Genomic DNA, 17851 nt, shown 5'->3' with positions numbered 1-17851 from the left:
GGGGTATGTTGGTTTTGGGGGCTTGGGATGGGCGTTCGATAGGTCGCGCGAGCCCTCCCCCATCAGCAAACCACCCCGGCGAAGGCCGGGGCCCAATTGGTGAGGTTGCAGTAACGATGCGCATCATCCAGTTGGCGACGTCCCCCAATTGGGCCCCGGCCTTCGCCGGGGTGGTGGTGATGTGACGGAGAAGTGGTGGCAGACGCATGCCTGCCCACGCAAGGCGCCCCCCGCTTCCTTGTTCTCCCGCGGAGGCGGGAGCCTAGTCTGGGTCCCCGCCTTCGCGGGAAAGACGCTTTGTCAGACTGAGCCGCTATCCCAACCCCAAGCAAAGCTCCGGTTGCCCTCCCCTCGCGCCCAAGCCTAAAGCCCACCGCAAATGGCTCCCACGACAGACCCCCACCAGCATCCCCTACGGATCGCCAATTTCCGCGCCTATTGGCTCTCCCGCTTCACCGGCACGATCGCGGTCAGCGCGATGTCGATCGTGATCGGGTGGCAGGTCTACAATATCGCCCGCGAGACGATGGACATCCGGCAGGCGGCGTTCATGCTTGGGATGATCGGATTCGCGCAGTTCGTGCCGCTGTTCCTGCTGACCCCGATTACCGGGCTCGTCGCAGACAGCTTCGACCGGCGATGGATCGTCCGCGGGACGACCGCGCTGCTGGTGCTTACGGCCGCCACGCTCTGGTTGCTGACCTGGACCGGTCACCTCACGCTTGGCGTGCTGTTCGTGGCCGCGGTTGCGTTCGGTGTGGCGCGTGCTTTTTCTGGTCCGGCATACTCCGCATTGGCCCCGAACCTCGTCCCCCGCGCCGTCCTCCCGACCGCGATCGCGATCAGCTCGATCGCGTGGCAGGTCGGCACCATCGCAGGCCCCAGCGTCGGCGGCCTCCTGTACGCGATCCATCCGGAGGTCGCGTATGGCGTCGCAACGATCCTCTTCGTCGTCGCCCTCTTCTTCATGTTCCTGATCGGTCCGGTCCCGCAGCCCGTCTCGCAGACCGATCACCGCCCCCTCGCGCGGATCATCGAGGGCTTCACCTATGTCCGCCGCAACCGCCTCGTCCTCGCGACAATCACGCTGGACCTGTTCGCGGTGCTGCTCGCGGGCGCGACATCGCTGCTGCCGGTCTATTCGCGCGACATCCTCCACGTCGGCTCACAGGGACTCGGCGTGCTCGCGGCCGGCATGGGAATCGGCGCGGCGGTCACGGCGATCTGGTTCTCGTTCCGGCCGATGAGCACCAACGTCGGCGTGAAGATGTTGATCGCAGTCGTCGTGTTCGGCCTTGCGATCCTCACCTTCGGGGTCGCCACACCGATTGTGACCCTGCTTGGCATCGCGCCTGGCACCATCGCCGGCATCCCCGTCCAGCCCGCCTTCGTCCTCAGCCTCGTCGCGCTGATCGTCGCAGGCGGCGCAGACATGATCTCGGTCTATGTCCGCCAGTCGCTGATCCAGCTCCACACGCCGGATGCGATGCGCGGCCGCGTCAGCGCTGTGTCGCAGTTGACTATTTCGGCATCGAACGAACTCGGCGAATTCGAGAGCGGGGTGATGGCGTCGCTGCTGGGCCCGGTTGGCGCAGTGGTGTTCGGCGGCGTCGGTGCTATTGCGATCACGATCGGCTGGGCGCGACTGTTCCCGGAACTAGGCCGCGCGAAAACCTTTGATCCCCCAGAGATCCTAGAGACCGAACCTCAGCACGGAGAAGCCAAGCCATGAAGGCCAACTCGATCCTCGACACGATCGGCAACACGCCGCACGTCCGCCTGTCGAAGCTGTTCCCCGAATCCGAAGTTTGGGTGAAATCCGAGCGGTCGAACCCCGGCGGCTCGATCAAGGACCGCATCGCGCTCGCGATGGTCGAGGCGGCTGAGAAGGACGGCCACCTCCAGCCCGGCGGCACGATCATCGAGCCGACCAGCGGCAACACCGGCATCGGCCTCGCGCTCGTCGCCGCGGTGAAGGGCTACAAGATCGTCCTCGTCATGCCCGAGAGCATGTCGATCGAACGCCGCCGCTTGATGCTGGCCTATGGTGCGACCTTCGACCTGACCCCACGCGAGAAAGGCATGAAGGGCGCGATCGAGCGTGCCAAGGAACTGGTCGAGCAGACGCCCGGCTCGTGGATGCCACAGCAGTTCGAGAACCCTGCGAACATCGCCGTGCATGTGGCGACGACGGCGCAAGAAATTCTTGCCGACTTCCGCGATACGCCGATCGACGTGATCATCACCGGCGTGGGCACCGGCGGCCATATCACCGGCGTCGCCGAAGCGCTGAAGAAGGAATGGCCGTCGCTCAAGGTCTACGCGGTGGAGCCTGCCGCATCGCCGGTGATCGCCGGTGGCCAGCCCGGGCCTCACCCGATCCAGGGCATCGGCGCAGGCTTCATCCCAGTGAACCTGCATACCCAGGCGCTCGACGGCGTGATCGAGGTCGATGCCGCGGTGGCGAAGGACATGGCGCGTCGCTCGGCGACCGAAGAGGGCATGCTGGTCGGCATCAGCTCGGGGGCGACGCTCGCAGCGATTCTCCAGAAGCTGCCCGATCTCCCTGACAACGTTCGGGTTCTCGGGTTCAACTACGACACCGGCGAGCGCTATCTGTCGGTCCCGGACTTCCTGCCCGAACAGTGACGACCGACCTCTCCGCGCGCGGCACCCGGGTGCTGCGCGCCGTTCTCGTCGGCGTGTCCGCGTTGGCGATCGTCGGGCCTGCGCTGGTCGTCGCCAACGCACCCGTGATCGTTCAGCACTCGAAGCGGGTGGCCCTGCCCGCCGGCCGAGTCGTGCCGCAAGCCGAAGTGCCCGAGGTCGAGCCGATGAAGTTCGTCGATCTCAGCCCTGAAGAAGCACGCGCGTTCAACGCGACCGTGCCCTTCTCAACCAATCCCAACCCCGCGGCGCGCCCGTTCCGCTTTGCCGGCGGCGCACAGGATCTGGCACGCGCGACCGACTGCATGGCGGCCGGCATTCTGTACGAGGCCGGTGACGACACGCTCGGCGAACGTGCGGTCGCGCAGGTCGTGCTCAATCGGCTGCGCCATCCCGCCTTTCCCAAGACCGTATGCGGGGTGGTGTTCGAGGGGCAGGACCGCTCGACCGGCTGCCAGTTCAGCTTCAGCTGCGACGGCGCGATCACGCGCTGGCATCCGACCGACGATGCTTGGCGGCGGGCGCGCGAAGTCGCCGCGGCTTCACTGTCAGGTGCGGTGTTCAAACAGGTCGGCTATGCCACGCATTACCATACCGATTGGGTCGTGCCGTATTGGCAGTCGAGCCTCGACAAGATCACCGCGGTCAATACGCATTTGTTCTTCCGCTGGTCCGGCTGGTGGGGCACGCCGCCTGCGTTCGGGCGTCACCCGGAAACCGTCGAGCCGGTAATCGCGCAACTCGCGGCGCTGTCCGACGCGCACAAGACCGGTGTCGCGCTCGCAGAGGCCGATGCGGCCTTGGCGGAGGCCTCGATCGCGATGGGGTTCGGTGCTGCGACCGAGACGGCGTCCAAGCCTGCCACGGCCCCGATCGACGCGGATACGCTGCTCGTGACCCTGCCGCGCAACCAGGCGGCCGATGGCCTTACGACGCTCGCGGAGCAGGCGTGCGGCGACAAGCCGTTCTGCCGCTACATGGCCTGGGCCGACGGCACGAAGGCGACACCATCGCTTCCCCTCGACTCGGCCCAGACCGCGGCGCTGAGCTTCAGCTACCTGCGCGATCGGGCGAGTGGGTACGAGAAGTCGCTCTGGAACTGCCGCCAGTTCAAGCGCGCGGACCCCGCGCAGTGCATGCGGGTACAGGCAACGATGACCGCCGTGCCGCCGTCTGCCGTTGCGGGGTCGGGCTCGACTGCGGCAACGATCGAGTTGAACGGCGTACGGAGAAAGCCGGCTGTGGCGCTACCTCTTCCGGCTTCGTCTACGCCGAGCGGTGCCGGCGCCAAATAAGACGCTGAACTGTTCGTGCCAGGCGCAAAGCGAGTAGCCTGCAAGTCGCCTTGGGGGCCGTGTCGCCGAAGCCTTGATCCCGGTTCGATTTCACGGCTGGGATGCCGCTGGGACAGTCTGCGGTACCGAAGCGCCCGGCGCGATTCGCTGCTTTACATCGGCAACACACCTGATAGCTTGGTGCGGCTACGGGGGATCAACAATGCTCGAACTGACCAATGTCTCGCATGTGTATGCCAACGGAACGCGAGCGCTCGACGATGTGACGCTGAGTGTGCCCAACGGGATGTTCGGCCTGCTCGGGCCCAACGGCGCGGGCAAGTCGACGCTGATGCGCACCATCGCCACGTTGCAGACGCCGACCGCCGGGACGATTCGGTTCGGGGACATCGACGTGATCGCGAACCCGGAGGCATTGCGCGAGACGCTCGGCTACCTGCCGCAGGATTTCGGCGGGTACCCGCGCGTTTCTGCCTATGACATGCTCGATCACATGGCGGTGCTGAAGGGCATCGCCTCGGCACGCGAGCGCAAGGAAACGGTCGAGACGCTGCTCAACCAGACCAATCTCTGGAGCGTCCGCAAGAAGGCGATCGCGGGCTTTTCGGGCGGCATGCGCCAGCGCTTCGGCATCGCGCAGGCGCTGATCGGCAACCCCGCGCTGATCATCGTCGATGAGCCGACCGCGGGGCTCGATCCGGAGGAGCGCAACCGGTTCCTCAACCTGCTGGCGGAGATCGGCGAGAACGTCGTGGTAATTTTGTCGACGCATATCGTCGAGGACGTCGCCGACCTGTGCCCGCGCATGGCCGTATTGGCGGCGGGACGGATCCAGCTCGAGGGTGCGCCGCTCGACCTGATCGACCGGACCCGCGGCAACGTCTGGGCCAAGACGATCGGACGCGAGGAACTCGACGAAAGCCGATCGCGCTACGAGGTGATCTCGACGCGGTTGTTTGCCGGTCGGACGATCATCCATATCCTGTCGCCCGAGGATCCCGGCGACGGCTTCACTGCCGCACGTGGCGGCCTCGAAGACGTGTATTTCTCGACGCTCGCTCGGTCGCGGCGCGTGCCGGCGGCAGACGCCCCCTCCGCCGCCCCCTCCTCCACCGTCGCGGCCTGAGCGCCATGTTCGGCCAGATCGCCCGCTTCGAGCTCCGCTATCAACTCCGCAACCCGGTCTTCTGGACCGTCGCGATCCTGTTCTTCCTGCTGACCTTCGGGTCGATGACGATCGACCAGATCAAGATCGGCAGCGGCGCCAACATCCACAAGAATGCGCCGGTGGCGGTCGCGCAAGTTCACCAGATCATGTCGATCTTCTTCATGTTCGTGACGACGGCGTTCGTCGCCAACGTGATCGTGCGCGACGACGAGAGCGGGTTCGGGCCGATGGTCCGATCGACCCGAGTCGGGAAGTTCGACTATCTGATGGCGCGGTTTCTCGGCGCGTTCGCGGCGGCGGCGCTGGCGTTCGCCGCGATCCCGCTGGCGATCTGGCTCGGATCGCTGATGCCGTGGGTCGATCACGAGACGCTGGGGCCGAACCGGCTGCACGACTTCGCCTACGCCTATTTTTTTCTTGCGCTGCCCAACGTCTTCCTGACCTCGGCGATCTTCTTTGCGGTGGCGACGATGACGCGGTCGATGATGTATTCCTATCTCGGCGTCGTCGTATTCCTGATGCTGTACCTGGCGATGACCTCGATCCTGCGCGCCAAGCCGGAATGGCAGCTGACAGGCAGCTATTTCGAGCTGTTCGGAATTAGCGCATTCATCGGCACGACGCGGTACTGGACCGCGAGCGAGGCCAATGCAGGGATGCCGGCCTTTACCGGCGTCCTGATGTGGAACCGCGTGATCACGATCGGTGTCGGGCTGATGGCGATGGCCGTCGCCTATGCGCGCTTCTCATTTACCGAGCGGGGCGTGTCCAAGCGCCGATTGCGCAAGCAGCAGCGTGCCACCACGAAGCTGGCGGCGACCGCGCCGCTGATCGTCGAGAGCCTGCCCGCTGCCAGATCGAACGAGGCGAACTGGACGCGGATGATCGCGCGATGCCGGTTCGAGATGGCGCTGGTGTTCCGCAGCCCCGCGTTCGTCGTGCTGCTGTTGATCGGCCTGTTCAACACGCTGGGCGGCATGCTGTTCGCCAACGAGATGTTCGGTGCGCCGATCCGCCAGCTGACGTTCGCGGTGATCGCCACGCTGGAGGGGACATTCAGCATCATCCCGCTGATCATCGCGATCTATTATTCGGGTGAGCTCGTCTGGCGCGACCGCGAACGGGGCATGCACGAGATCGTCGATGCTACCTCGCTGCCGAACTGGGCATATCTGGTGCCCAAGGTGCTGGCGATCACCGGTGTGCTGTTCGCGACCGCGGTGATGGCGGCGCTGACCGCGTGCGTCGTCCAGCTCGCACGCGGGCAGACCGATCTCGCGCTTGGCCATTATCTCGCCTGGTGGGTGCTGCCGATGACGGTCGACGCGGCGATCCTGGCGATCCTCGCGGTGTTCGTCCAGGCGCTCAGTCCCAACAAAATACATCGGCTGGGCGATCATGGTCGTCTATCTCGTCGGCACGATCACGTTGACCAACATGGGCTTCGAACACCCGTTGTATCAATATGGCAGCACCGGGACGGTCCAGCTGTCGGACATGAACGGCGCGCAGGTCGGCGGCCCCCGCGCATGGTGGCTGAGGTTGTATTGGGGCTCGGTCGCGCTTGCATTGTGCGTCTTCGCGCACCTGCTCTGGCGGCGCGGTACGGAGACGCGGCTGAGGGTCCGTCTCGCGCAGGTTCCCCGCCGGTTGCTCGGGGCGCCTGGCGTCGTGCTGGCCAGTGCGTTGATCGCGACGGCGGCAAGCGGTGCGTATCTGTATCACGACATGAACGTCATCAACCGCTATCGCACCACGCAGGACGGCGAGGCGCGGCTGGCTGCGTATGAGAAGAAGTATCTCGAATACGCCGTGCTCAAGCAGCCGTCGGTCATCGACATGCGCCTGAACGTCGCGCTCTACCCCGACCAGCGTCGGATGCAGGCGAGCGGCACCTATGTCTTCGTCAACGATACCGGCGCGCCGTTGTCCGACCTGCACGTCCGCCTGATGAACGACCAGACGCGACTGGGCAAAGTCGTCATTCCCGGCGCTCGGCTGGTGATGGACGACGGCGACATGCAATACCGCATCTACCGGTTCGCGACGCCGCTCGCGCCCGGCGCACGTGGTACGATGACGTTCGAGGCGACTCGGTGGCAGCGTGGGCTGGTCGCCAACAACGACGATACCCGCGTGGTCGGCAACGGCAGCTTCCTGCAGAATAGCGAGTTCGCCCCGCAGTTCGGCATGGACCGGAACGGCATGTTGCAGGACCGGGCGAAGCGCCGGAAATACGGTCTCACGCCCGAACTCCGCCCCGCTAAGCTGGAGGACCGTTCGGCGCAGGCGCGCAACCTGATCAACGACGCGCCGTGGGTCCGGTCCGACATCACCGTCTCGACGGTTGCCGGCCAAGTCCCCGTGGCGCCGGGCCGCAAGGTCGCGGACACGACGACGGACGGACGCCGGACCGCCAGATTCGTATCGATGGCGCCGATCCTCGCCTTCTTCTCGGTTCAGTCCGCAGCCTATGCCGAACGCTCGCGGACCGTCGACGGCACGGTGCTGACGGTGTTCTACGACCCACAACATGCGTTCAACGTCGATCGGATGCTCGACGCGATGCAGCGCTCGCTCGCCTATTACCGCGCCAATTTCGGCCCCTATCAGTTCGACTATGCGCGCATCCTCGAATTCCCGGGCTATGCGAGTTATGCTCAGGCGTTCGCGGGAACGATCCCCTATTCGGAGCGCATCGGCTTCGTCGCGGACACGCGTGATCCCGACAAGATCGACTATGTCAGCTATGTCACCGCGCACGAGCTGGGGCATCAATATTGGGGCCACCAATTGGTCGGCGCCGACATGCAGGGCGGGACGATGCTGGTCGAGACCATGGCGCAATATTCCGCGCTGATGGTGATGAAGCACCAATATGGCGACGACAAGATCCGCCGCTTCCTGAAGTACGAACTCGACAGCTACCTGCGGTCGCGCGGCGGCGACGTGGTGGAGGAAATGCCGCTCGATCGGGTCGAGAACCAAGGGTACATCCACTACCGCAAGGGTTCGCTGGTCATGTACCTGCTGCAGGACCGTCTGGGCGAGGCGCGCGTCAACGCCATGCTGCGCGGTCTGCTTGCGCGCTATCGCTTCAAGGGAAGGCCCTTCCCGCGCTCGCTCGATCTGGTCGACGGCTTCCTGTCGCTGGCCCGCACGCCTGCGGAACGACAGCTCGTGCTCGACCTGCTCGATCGTATCACGGTGTACGACCTGAAGACGACCGGTGCGGCAACGCGCACGCTGCCCGACGGCAGTTTCGAGACGATACTGACGATCGATGCCGCGAAGGCCTATGCGAACGGCACCGGCGTCGAGAAGCCCGCGCCGCTGGCCGACACGATCGACGTCGGCGTGTTCGACCAGCGTCCCGGCCTCGGCAGCTTCGCAGCGAAGGACGTGATCTCGAAGGAACGTCGGCCGATCGTCTCGGGCGTACAGACCGTCCGCATCGTGACACGGAAGAAGCCGGCCTTTGCCGGGGTCGATCCGTACAACATGTACGTGGATCGTAACGGCGACGACAATGTCGTGGCCGTTACGTCGCGGTAAGGAAGTATGCCTGTCGCAATATTTTGCTTTCCGGCCTATTCCTACCGGACGTCCGCCGGTGAATTGGTGACGTCGTATATCGGCGCGCAACGTGTCGATGGTTCGACGACCATCCAGTGAGTATCGCGTGGCAGGCTAACTCGACAGCGCGACGAACGCTGCGGATGAAAAGAGGAGATGCGCATGGCCTATAATCGCCGGGAGACCCTTGGACTGGCGTTGGCGAGCGGGGCGGTGGCGCTGCCTCTTTCGTCGCCCTTGGCCGCAGAACCGCTCGGGCCCGACGTCAGCGCGCCGCGATCCGATGGCGACTGGCGGCGTGGTTTCGAGGGGCAGCGCGTGGCCGACCTCGGCGACGGCCGTTTCCTCAATCCGCTGATCGCCGGGGACCACCCCGATCCCGCCATCCTGAAGGACGGCGCGGACTATTACATGACCTTCTCCAGTTTCGATTCCTATCCGGGGCTGACGATCTGGCACAGCCGCGACCTGGTCAACTGGCAGCCGCGCAAGGCCGCGCTGACCAAGAATATCGGCTCGGTCTGGGCGGTCAGTCTGGAGAAGCACGACGGTCGGTACTTTCTGTACATACCGGTCAAGGCCAAGCCGAACGCGATCCACGTCATCTGGGCCGATCATATCGATGGCCCCTGGTCCGATCCGATCGACCTCGGGCTGCCCGCCCATATCGATCCCTGCCACGCGGTCGGCGAGGACGGATCGCGCTGGCTGTTCCTGTCGGGCGGCGACCGCATCCGCCTCGCCGCAGACGGCTTGTCGACGGTCGGCAAGGTCGAGCATGTCTATGATCCGTGGCGCTATCCCGACACGTGGGACGTCGAAGGCTTCAGTCCCGAGGGGCCGAAGATCACCCGCCACGGCGGCTGGTTCTACACGATCACCGCGGTCGGCGGCACCGCGGGGCCACCGACCGGGCACATGGTGATCGTCGCACGCTCCCGCTCGATCCACGGCCCCTGGACGAACGACCCCGCCAACCCCGTGGTGCGAACCGTCAGCACGGACGAGAAATGGTGGTCGCGCGGTCATGCCAGTCTCGTCGAAGCACCGGACGGTAGCTGGTGGTCGATCTATCACGGCTTCGAGAACGGATATTGGACGCTCGGAAGGCAGGCGTTGCTCGATCCGATCCGTTGGACCGCGGACGGCTGGTTCGCGATGACCGGCGGCGATCTGTCGAAGCCCTTGCCCAAACCGCGGGGCGGCGCGGCTCTCCCCCACGGCCAGCCGCTTTCGGACGATTTTCGCACGCTGCAACTCGGCAGCAAGTGGAATTTCTTTCGGCCAAGCTCGACCGAACGCGACCGGGCGCGAACCGAAGGCGGCGCGTTGATCCTGAAGGCCATCGGCACGGCCCCCGTCGATTCGTCGCCCTTGATGCTGATCGCGGGCGACCAAGCCTATCGGTTCGAATGCGATGTCGAGATCGCGCCCGGCGGTACCGCAGGGCTCGTGCTGTTCTACGACGACAAGCTGTATTGCGGGCTGGGCTTCGACGAACACCGGTTCGTCACGCATCAATATGGCGCCGAGCGCGGGCGTCCGGCCAATCCGCACGGGCGCCGCATGCGGATCCGTATCACGAACACGCGCCACATCGTCGCGATCCATACCAGCGGCGATGCGGGCAAGAGCTGGCAACGCTTCGATCGCGGCATGGAGGTGTCGGGCTATCACCACAATGTCCGCGGCGGGTTCCTCATGCTGCGGCCCGGCCTGTATTCCGCCGGCAGCGGGGAGGCACGCTTTCGCGACTTCCGGTACCAGGCGCTCTGATCGCAGTTGGAGGTGCTTCAGCCAAAGCCTTGGGTGTGCGACCATTCCGCGAACAGCGTCGGCCATAGCGCCACCGGCTTGCCGACCGCCCTGCTCATGCCGAAGCCGTGTCCCCCGGTCGCGAACAGGTGCGTTTCGACCGCGACGCCGGCCTTTATCGCCGCCGCTCGAAACGCTAGCGTATTGTCGACCGGAACGGTGCGGTCGTTTTCGGCATGGAGAAGGAAGCACGGTGGCGTCGCCGCCGTCACGTTCGAGGCGGTCGAATGTGCGTACTCCAGAGCCGGCGTCGGCGACGGCCCGAGCAGCAGCGTGCGCGATCCGGGATGCGCGAGCGGCAAGGCCATCGACTGCACCGCATACATCAACGCGGCGGCATCGGGCCGAGCGTTGCCTCGGTCGGCGGCATCGACCGGTGTGTAGGTATCCTCCGCGAACCGGGTCGCGAGGTCGCCGCAGACGTGACCGCCCGCCGAAAACCCCATTGCGGCCACGCGTTCCGGCTTGATTCCGTATTTGTCGGCGCGGGCGCGGATCAAACGGATGGCACGCTGCGCATCCGACAGGGCGACGTTTGGCCCCGCCGCCCAACCATCGCCGGGCAAGCGGTAGAACAGCACGAACACCGTCCAGCCACGGTCCGCGAGCCAGCGGGCAATCTCATATCCCTCGCGGTCGACTACGATCCGGACATAGCCACCGCCCGGCATCACCAGCATCGCCGACCCGTTGGGCTTGGCCGGGCGGAACACGACCATCCGCGGACGGGCGATGCCTTGGACGGCGCGGTCGGTCACAGCAGCATCCGTGGCCCGATCCACCACCACCTCGACCGGTAATTTCGGCGGCGCGCCGGGTGCGCCCGCCGGCCAGAGGTCGATCGTTTCGGTAGGGTCCGGCAGTCTCGGCAGGCGGCTACCGACACGTGCAGGCGGCGGTGTCTGTGCAGCCGCGCTGGCCGAAAGGCCCGCGGCCAACGTGCCCAGGATTGCACTCCGACGATCGATCATACGCTTCGGTCCATAAAAGAAAGGCGCACTCCGTGAGGAATGCGCCCGAGGAGAGGGGAGACTATGTCCGTCGCACCTACATCTTGAAGCGTGCGCCTACGAGGAAGGTGCGGCCGAAGTGATTATTCTCGTAGTTCCGGTTGGTGTCGAGATCGGTGTACCGGCTGCGATAATTGTCGGTCAGATTGGTCCCCTCGAGCGACACCTCGACGATCGGCGTCAATTTGTAACGGAACGAGGCATCGACGTTGAGCGTCGAATTGTACCCCTCGAACAGATTGCCCGTTGCCGAGCTGCCATCGATGTACGGACTGCGATAGCTTACCGAACCACGTGCGCTGAACTTCTTGTCTTCGTAATAGAGCGTACCGTTATACGCGCGCTTCGACAGGCCGTAGAGCGTCGCGGTACGCGTGGTGGCGGGCAACGCGCCGAGCACGCCGCCGGGCGAGATCACGACACCGGTCACGGGGTTGAACGTCGCGCGCGATACCGTGGTCGCCGGACCGCCCTGTGTATAGTCGGCCTTCGAGTCGACGAACGTCGCGTTCGCCAGGAAGCCGAAGTTCTTCAGGAAGCCGGGCAGGAAGCGGAAGCTCGACTGGAGCGAGATTTCCATGCCCTTCAGCGAAGCGCCCTCGCCGTTGATGGGCGCGTTGATCTGCCATTCCTGCGCCTCCGGGTTGAGCGCGGCGGGCGAGCTGGCGGGGATCACCGAGAGCGGCAGGCCGGTCGAGGCGAAGGTGCCGCTGCGTGGCTGCGTGACGGGGAAGCTCTCGATCAGCTTCTTGAACACCGCGACCGAGAAGATCGACTGCGGCGCGAAATACCATTCGGCGGCGAGATCGAGCGCGGTCGCGCGGAACGGCTTGAGTTGCGGATTGCCGAACGTCACGCGGTAATTGAAGCCGTCGACCGAACCGCCCGGCGTCAGGCTGCCCAGGCTCGGCCGCGTCAGCACCTTGGAGATCGCGCCGCGCAGGATGATCTTTTCGGTCGGGAATAGCGCGACGTTGATCGCCGGGAGCCAGTCGTCGTAGCTGCGACCCACTGTTGCGGGCGTGTTGATGGTGACGCCGCCGACGACCGCCGACGAGATGCCGGTCGATTTCTGGCTGGTATGGGCATAGCGCATGCCCGCGTTAGCCGCGTAGTTCAGGCCGAGGATGTCGCCCTTCACGTCGAACTGCGCGTAACCACCGGTGACTTCCTCGATCACGCTGCGGGTGTCACCGACCAGCACGGTCGGCGTCCGGCCGTACAGCCCCGTATACGCAGCCGACGCGTCGATGTTCGGCACCAGGAAACTGGTGGTCGTTCCCGACGGCTGTCCGGCCTTGCCCAGGTTGAAGGTCTCGCCGAGATTGCCGGCCGGGAAACCGTAGATCGCGGTCGGGCCGAACAGCGTGTTCGGCGAACAGGTGAGCGTGCCCAGCACGACGTCCTTGCCGCCGGCATTGGGGCAGACCACCGCATCGCGCGAGAAGCCCTTGGTATCGAACGAGAAGCGACGATACATCGCACCGGCCTTGATCTGGAACCCTTCGGCGACGTCCCATTCGGTGCGCAACTGGCCGGTCCGGAAGGTGTTGACCGTTTCCGACGGCCGATCGCGAATTTCGGCCAGCTGGAAGTTGGCCGGATCGGTAACGCTGGTCCCGAAGGTCAGCGTCGGGCGCTTCATGTTGGTATAGTCATAGCTATACCCCTGCGCGTCGCGATCGTCGAACACGAAGGTCGTCTCGACCGGGATCGTCGCATCCGATTTTGAGAAGCCGCCGAGCAGCGTGAAGCGGAACGTGTCCGTCACGTCCTGATCCCAGCTGCCGCCCAGCTGATAAAATTCGGTCTTCGACTTGCGCAAATAATGCTCGGTGCGGACCCAGGCGTCGTTGAGCGTCGCCTTCACGAGATTGTTGTTGCCGTCGATCGTGAAGTTGCTGATGTCGATCGAGCGTTCGTTCGAGCGAAGCAGCACTTCTCCCCATTCCTCCTCGCGGGTCTCCTTGAAGCGCGAATACAGCCCGTCGATCGAGATCTTGGTCGACTCCGTCGGCGCCCACTGGACGCTGCCGGTCAGGCCAAGCCGTTCGCGGTCGTGCCGCACCGAGCCATAGCGGGGGATACGCGGGTGGAACGCGAGCCCCGCCTGGTCGCACACCGCCTGGTTGGTGTAGCTGCCGCCCCGGTTCGGCTGGGTGAAGCAACGGGTGCCGTTCACCGAATCGAAGACGCCCTGCGCCCAGCGCACGCTGTTGTTGCCGAGCTCGAAATTGTTGGTCTTCGTGTACGCGCCCGACAGTGCGACGCCGAACGTGCCGTCGGCCGACTTCCACGAGAGCAGGCCGGCGAGTCTCGGTCCGAAATTCTTGCTGAGGTCGTTATAGCTCGCCTGCGCGGAGCCGACGAGCGTGAAGCCGGTCTTGCCGCCGAGTGGATTGCCGGTGTTCAGATCGACCACCGCGCCCAGCGACCCTTCGTCGAGCGAAGCCTCCGCAGTCTTGTGGACGACGATTGAATTGAAGAGTTCGGATGCGAACACGTTGAAATCGAACGCGCGATCGCGGTTGGAACTGGCGCCGTCGGTCGACGTCGCCACCGTCTCCAGACCATTCACGCGCACGCGCGTATATTGTGCGCCGAGACCACGAACCGTGATCGCCCGCCCCTCGCCCGCGTCGCGCTGAATCGAGATGCCGGGAATACGCTGGAGCGACTCGGCGAGGTTCTGATCGGGGAACTTGGCGATGTCCTCCGCGACGATCGCGTCGACCGAGGACACTGACTGACGCTTCACGTTGAGCGCGGCGTCGAGCGACTTGCGGAAACCGGTGACGATGATCTCGGCGGTCTGACCATCCGCGGGGACCGCGTCGGGCGCAGCCTGCGGTGCGGTCGTCGCGGCCGGATCGCTCGCCCCCCCCTGCGGCACGACCGCAGTCTGCGCGGGCGAAGGATCGACCTGCGCCGGTGTGCCGGGCGTCGTCGTGTTCGGGATCTGGGCGGCCTGTGCCGACGCGATCGAAGGTACGGCGAGCGCTAGAACCAGACTGCCCGCCGAGACGCTACCGAGCCAGCTCATCCGTCGAGTCGCAACCGTTGCTTGAACTTCCATTGCATCCACTCCCCATTCGGCCGTTGCCGATGACACCGGTTGCGCAGCCGACACCTCGTCGCTGCACCACCGACCTGATTGTTCGAAGAGTTGGACCCGTAAAATGTCACGGCGGCACCCGATCCTCTCCCGAAAGGCCAGCTCTTGCTGGTCCTTCCCCCAGTCCCTTGTCTGCCTAGGTAACCGGTGTCACACCAATGTCGTATGATCTTTGGCGTGTCAACATACCGCGTCGCACATCGCATGAAGCAGGAGATGCATCGATGAAACGAACCACTATCACCGCACTCGCAGTCGCGACGATGATCCCCGCGGCGAGCCTCGCGCAGCAGCCCGGATCGCGACCGATGGTCGTCGTCGACGAGGCCAATACGGTACGCCCGGAGCCCCCTCCCCACGGCGCGATCGGCTCCAGCACCGCCTACCGTATCAGCGACGGCGTACCTGGGCGGACGATGGAGTTCCGCAAGCGCATCTTGTACCCGGGCAGCGCGATCGGCCTACACCGCATCGCGCACGACGAAGTATATTATGTGATCTCCGGCACCGGCTCAGTCTCGTCCGGTGGCGTGACGCGACCGGTACGGACTGGCGTAGCGGCCTATCTGTTCGACGGCGAGACGGTCGGTATCCGCCAGACCGGCAGCGAGCCGCTTGTGCTGATCGTCGCCTATCCAATCCCGCGCTGAATCAGGTCCCTGGCTGGATATACGGTACGCGGGCGAACAGTTCGCGCTCCCACCGGCGCGGATCGTTCTCCAGCCTGGAGCGGGCGTCGAAGATCATTGTCGCGCGCTTGGCACGATCGTACCGCGGCCATGCCGGTGTTCCCGCGTGGTTGGGATCACCCAAGATCGCGAACGCGACGAAACTGTCTTGCATCGCCTTCGAGGCGGCGCGGGCGTCCGCTGCCGTGCCGGTCTGCGACCCGGTGGCGTCGAGCGTCCCGAACACTAGTGGGATATCCATCGTATGGAACGCGCCGCGCCGCGGGTCCGTCCGTGACCCGAAATCCACTTGATAGACCCAGGCGGGCGCCCCTGCATCGGCGCGTGCCTCCGCCTCGATCACTTGCCCGCGCCAGCTCCGCCCGGCGGTGGTCGCAGCATAGAAGACGGCGGTCGGCGTCCAGTCCGGATAGCGTGCTCGGTACTGCGCCACGACCCATTCGGGCAGGATGTCAATCTTGAGCTCGGGCGCCATGCGCGCGGCGAGGTTGCTCCAGTCGAGCCCCCTCACCTTCGTCGAGTCCGGGGCGAGGAAGCCACGCGTTTCATCGTGGGTGTTGCCCAGCATCATCGGGATGCGGTTGCCGAGTGGGTTCGCGTCGGGCCAGAATGGATGCCGCGTCAGCCAAGTCATGTCAAACACGGGACCAAAATACACGCCGCCGCCCATGATCGGATCGCTCGCGGACAACGCCTCGACCAGTTTCTCGACCGGCATCTTCAGTAACGGCGCAAGGTCGGTCTCGACCACGCCCAGCTTCGCCAGATACGCGCGCGTCCGCGCGGTGGCGTTGAGCGGGCCCGATGCCGTAACCTGCTGCCCGCTCATCGTCGCCGCCCGGTGGAACAGGCCGGCGGCGGCGGGCATCCCCATCATCGTAGCGATCTTCGCACCGCCGCCCGACTGGCCTAACACCATGACCCGAGACGGATCGCCGCCGAACGCCGCGATGTTGTCGCGCACCCATTGCAATGCGAGGATCAGGTCGAGCTGCCCTGCATTGCCGCTGTCGGGAAACCGGGGATCGAGCCGCGCGAGGTACAGATAGCCCAGCGCATTGAGCCGGTGGTTGACCGTCACGACCACGACATCGCCGCGCGCCGCCAACGCCTGACCGTCATTTTGCGGATCGGTGACGCTGCCGTTCGAATAGGCGCCGCCGTGGATATAGACCATCACCGGCTTTTTCGCGCGGCGATCGGCCTCCGCGGTCCACACGTTGAGGAACAGGCAGTCCTCTGACTGTGGCGTATATGGGCCGGACTGCGGACATACCGGGCCGAACGCCTGCGCCGGCCGTATCTCGCCCGGCATCGCCACCCGCACCGGTGCACGGAAGCGATCGGCCCGGCCATAGCGGATGCCCTTGAATGCGGTGACGCCCCGGTCCGGCACGCCGATGAAATCGCCCGCCGGCGCGCGGACGGTCGACGAAGCAGCCGCACGCGCATGCCCCGCGAGCATCAGCGCCGCGGCGCCCCCGATCGTGCCACGTCGCGTCCAGCCGTCAGCGGCGGACATCGAGCCCGCCTGCGAGATACGCATCGATATCGGCCTGTCGGAACAGGCTTGCATCGCCGGGCAGCGAATGCTTCAGCGCGGCCAGCGCAAGGCCGATCCGCGCTACCTCTCCAAGGTCTTCGCCCGAGCGCAGTCCGTGGAGCACGCCAGCCGCGAATGCATCGCCGCCGCCGATCCGGTCGACGATCCCGGCAAGCACGACCTCGTCGGTCTGGACATGCGTTTCTCGCGTGTCGATCCGCGCGGACAGGCGGTGGAGATCGACGTGCTCGACGTGGCGGGCGGTCGACGCGATCGTCTGCAGCCGCGGGAACGCCTCGAACGCCGCCTCGGCCGCCTCGCGCCGCCGGTCTTCTGCGTCGCTGGAGAAATCTTGACCGAGCAGGAGCGCGATGTCGCGGTGGTTGCCGAACATCAGGTCGGCATGGGCGACGAGTTGGGTCAGGATCGCGCGCGGGTTGGAGTCCCAGCGCTCCCACAGTTTGCCGCGCCAGTTGCCGTCGAACGAGACGGGAATGCCGCGCTGCGTGGCCGCCTCGACGGCCGCAAGAGCGCTTTCCGCCGGCACTGGGCCGAGTGCGGGCGTAATGCCGGAAAGGTGGAAGCGGTCGGCCCCCGCAAGCAGCGCATCCCAGTCCCAGGCGCTCGACGGCGCTTCGGCGAACGACGACCAGGCGCGATCGTAGATCACCTCGGTGGCGCGGAGCCCGGCGCCGGACGTTACGAAATACAGTCCCATCCGCTCGCCCCCGAGGGTCACGGTCGACGTTTCGACACCGTGCCCGCGGAGCGTCGTGATGGCTGCACGACCGAGGTCGTTGTCGGGCACCATCGTCGCCATGCCGACGTCGTGCCCCAGCCGGGCGAGCTGCGTGACGACGTTCGCTTCCGCGCCGGCGACCCACACGTCGAACTTCGGCGTCTGCAACAGCAGTTCGCGCCCCGGTGGCGAAAGCCGCAGCATGATTTCGCCGAACGCCAGAAACTTAGCCAT

At 65.6% G+C, this 17851-nt stretch carries 12 protein-coding genes; 8 read left to right on the top strand and 4 right to left on the bottom strand.

The window, feature by feature from the left end; genetic code table 11:
• Positions 1 to 379: 379 nt before the first annotated feature.
• The 7 genes from QFZ54_RS04840 (at position 380) to QFZ54_RS04810 (ending at position 10482) form a co-directional block, all read left to right on the top strand.
• The gene (locus tag QFZ54_RS04840) at positions 380 to 1732 is read left to right on the top strand and encodes an MFS transporter (RefSeq protein ID WP_307084938.1); all 1353 of its coding nucleotides are present in this window, start codon (positions 380 to 382) and stop codon (positions 1730 to 1732) included.
• Entirely contained in the window at positions 1729 to 2649 is a 921-nt protein-coding gene (cysK, locus tag QFZ54_RS04835; protein WP_307084935.1) for a cysteine synthase A, read from the top strand. Before QFZ54_RS04840 ends, cysK begins: the two co-directional genes overlap by 4 nt.
• Positions 2646 to 3962 (top strand): cell wall hydrolase, encoded by a 1317-nt coding sequence (locus tag QFZ54_RS04830; RefSeq protein ID WP_307084933.1) that lies wholly within the window; start codon positions 2646 to 2648, stop codon positions 3960 to 3962. Before cysK ends, QFZ54_RS04830 begins: the two co-directional genes overlap by 4 nt.
• A 202-nt stretch (positions 3963 to 4164) precedes the next feature.
• Positions 4165 to 5088, top strand: coding sequence for an ABC transporter ATP-binding protein (locus QFZ54_RS04825; RefSeq protein WP_307084931.1), 924 nt, complete (start codon positions 4165 to 4167; stop codon positions 5086 to 5088).
• 5 nt (positions 5089 to 5093) lie between these two features.
• On the top strand, positions 5094 to 6920 hold the full coding sequence (locus QFZ54_RS04820) for an ABC transporter permease (protein ID WP_307084929.1): 1827 nt from the start codon (positions 5094 to 5096) through the stop codon (positions 6918 to 6920).
• Positions 6817 to 8685 (top strand): M1 family aminopeptidase, encoded by a 1869-nt coding sequence (locus QFZ54_RS04815; RefSeq protein WP_307084927.1) that lies wholly within the window; start codon positions 6817 to 6819, stop codon positions 8683 to 8685. Before QFZ54_RS04820 ends, QFZ54_RS04815 begins: the two co-directional genes overlap by 104 nt.
• Before the next feature lie 183 nt (positions 8686 to 8868).
• Entirely contained in the window at positions 8869 to 10482 is a 1614-nt protein-coding gene (locus tag QFZ54_RS04810) for a family 43 glycosylhydrolase (protein WP_307084923.1), read from the top strand.
• Between the two features lie 17 nt (positions 10483 to 10499).
• Here QFZ54_RS04810 and QFZ54_RS04805 read toward each other — a convergent pair whose 3' ends face one another.
• Both QFZ54_RS04805 and QFZ54_RS04800 read right to left on the bottom strand, forming a co-directional pair.
• Entirely contained in the window at positions 10500 to 11492 is a 993-nt protein-coding gene (locus QFZ54_RS04805) for an alpha/beta hydrolase (protein ID WP_307084921.1), read from the bottom strand.
• A gap of 76 nt (positions 11493 to 11568) precedes the next feature.
• On the bottom strand, positions 11569 to 14607 hold the full coding sequence (locus QFZ54_RS04800; protein ID WP_307084920.1) for a TonB-dependent receptor: 3039 nt from the start codon (positions 14605 to 14607) through the stop codon (positions 11569 to 11571).
• 302 nt (positions 14608 to 14909) lie between these two features.
• On the opposite strand from QFZ54_RS04800, the gene QFZ54_RS04795 reads away from it, so the two are divergent.
• Positions 14910 to 15296: a cupin domain-containing protein gene (locus QFZ54_RS04795; RefSeq protein WP_307089271.1), complete on the top strand. Its 387-nt coding sequence runs from the start codon at positions 14910 to 14912 to the stop codon at positions 15294 to 15296.
• A gap of 1 nt (position 15297) precedes the next feature.
• On the opposite strand, the gene QFZ54_RS04790 is transcribed toward QFZ54_RS04795, so the two are convergent.
• Both QFZ54_RS04790 and QFZ54_RS04785 read right to left on the bottom strand, forming a co-directional pair.
• Positions 15298 to 16857 (bottom strand): carboxylesterase/lipase family protein, encoded by a 1560-nt coding sequence (locus tag QFZ54_RS04790; RefSeq protein ID WP_307089269.1) that lies wholly within the window; start codon positions 16855 to 16857, stop codon positions 15298 to 15300.
• Complete coding sequence (locus tag QFZ54_RS04785; protein ID WP_307084917.1) at positions 16844 to 17851, bottom strand: sugar kinase; 1008 nt, start codon at positions 17849 to 17851, stop codon at positions 16844 to 16846. Before QFZ54_RS04785 ends, QFZ54_RS04790 begins: the two co-directional genes overlap by 14 nt.

Source organism: Sphingomonas faeni, from assembly GCF_030817315.1.
Taxonomy (GTDB): domain Bacteria; phylum Pseudomonadota; class Alphaproteobacteria; order Sphingomonadales; family Sphingomonadaceae; genus Sphingomonas; species Sphingomonas faeni_C.
Note: the sequence above shows the minus strand (reverse complement) of the source record. Positions and strands in the feature narration are given on the sequence as shown.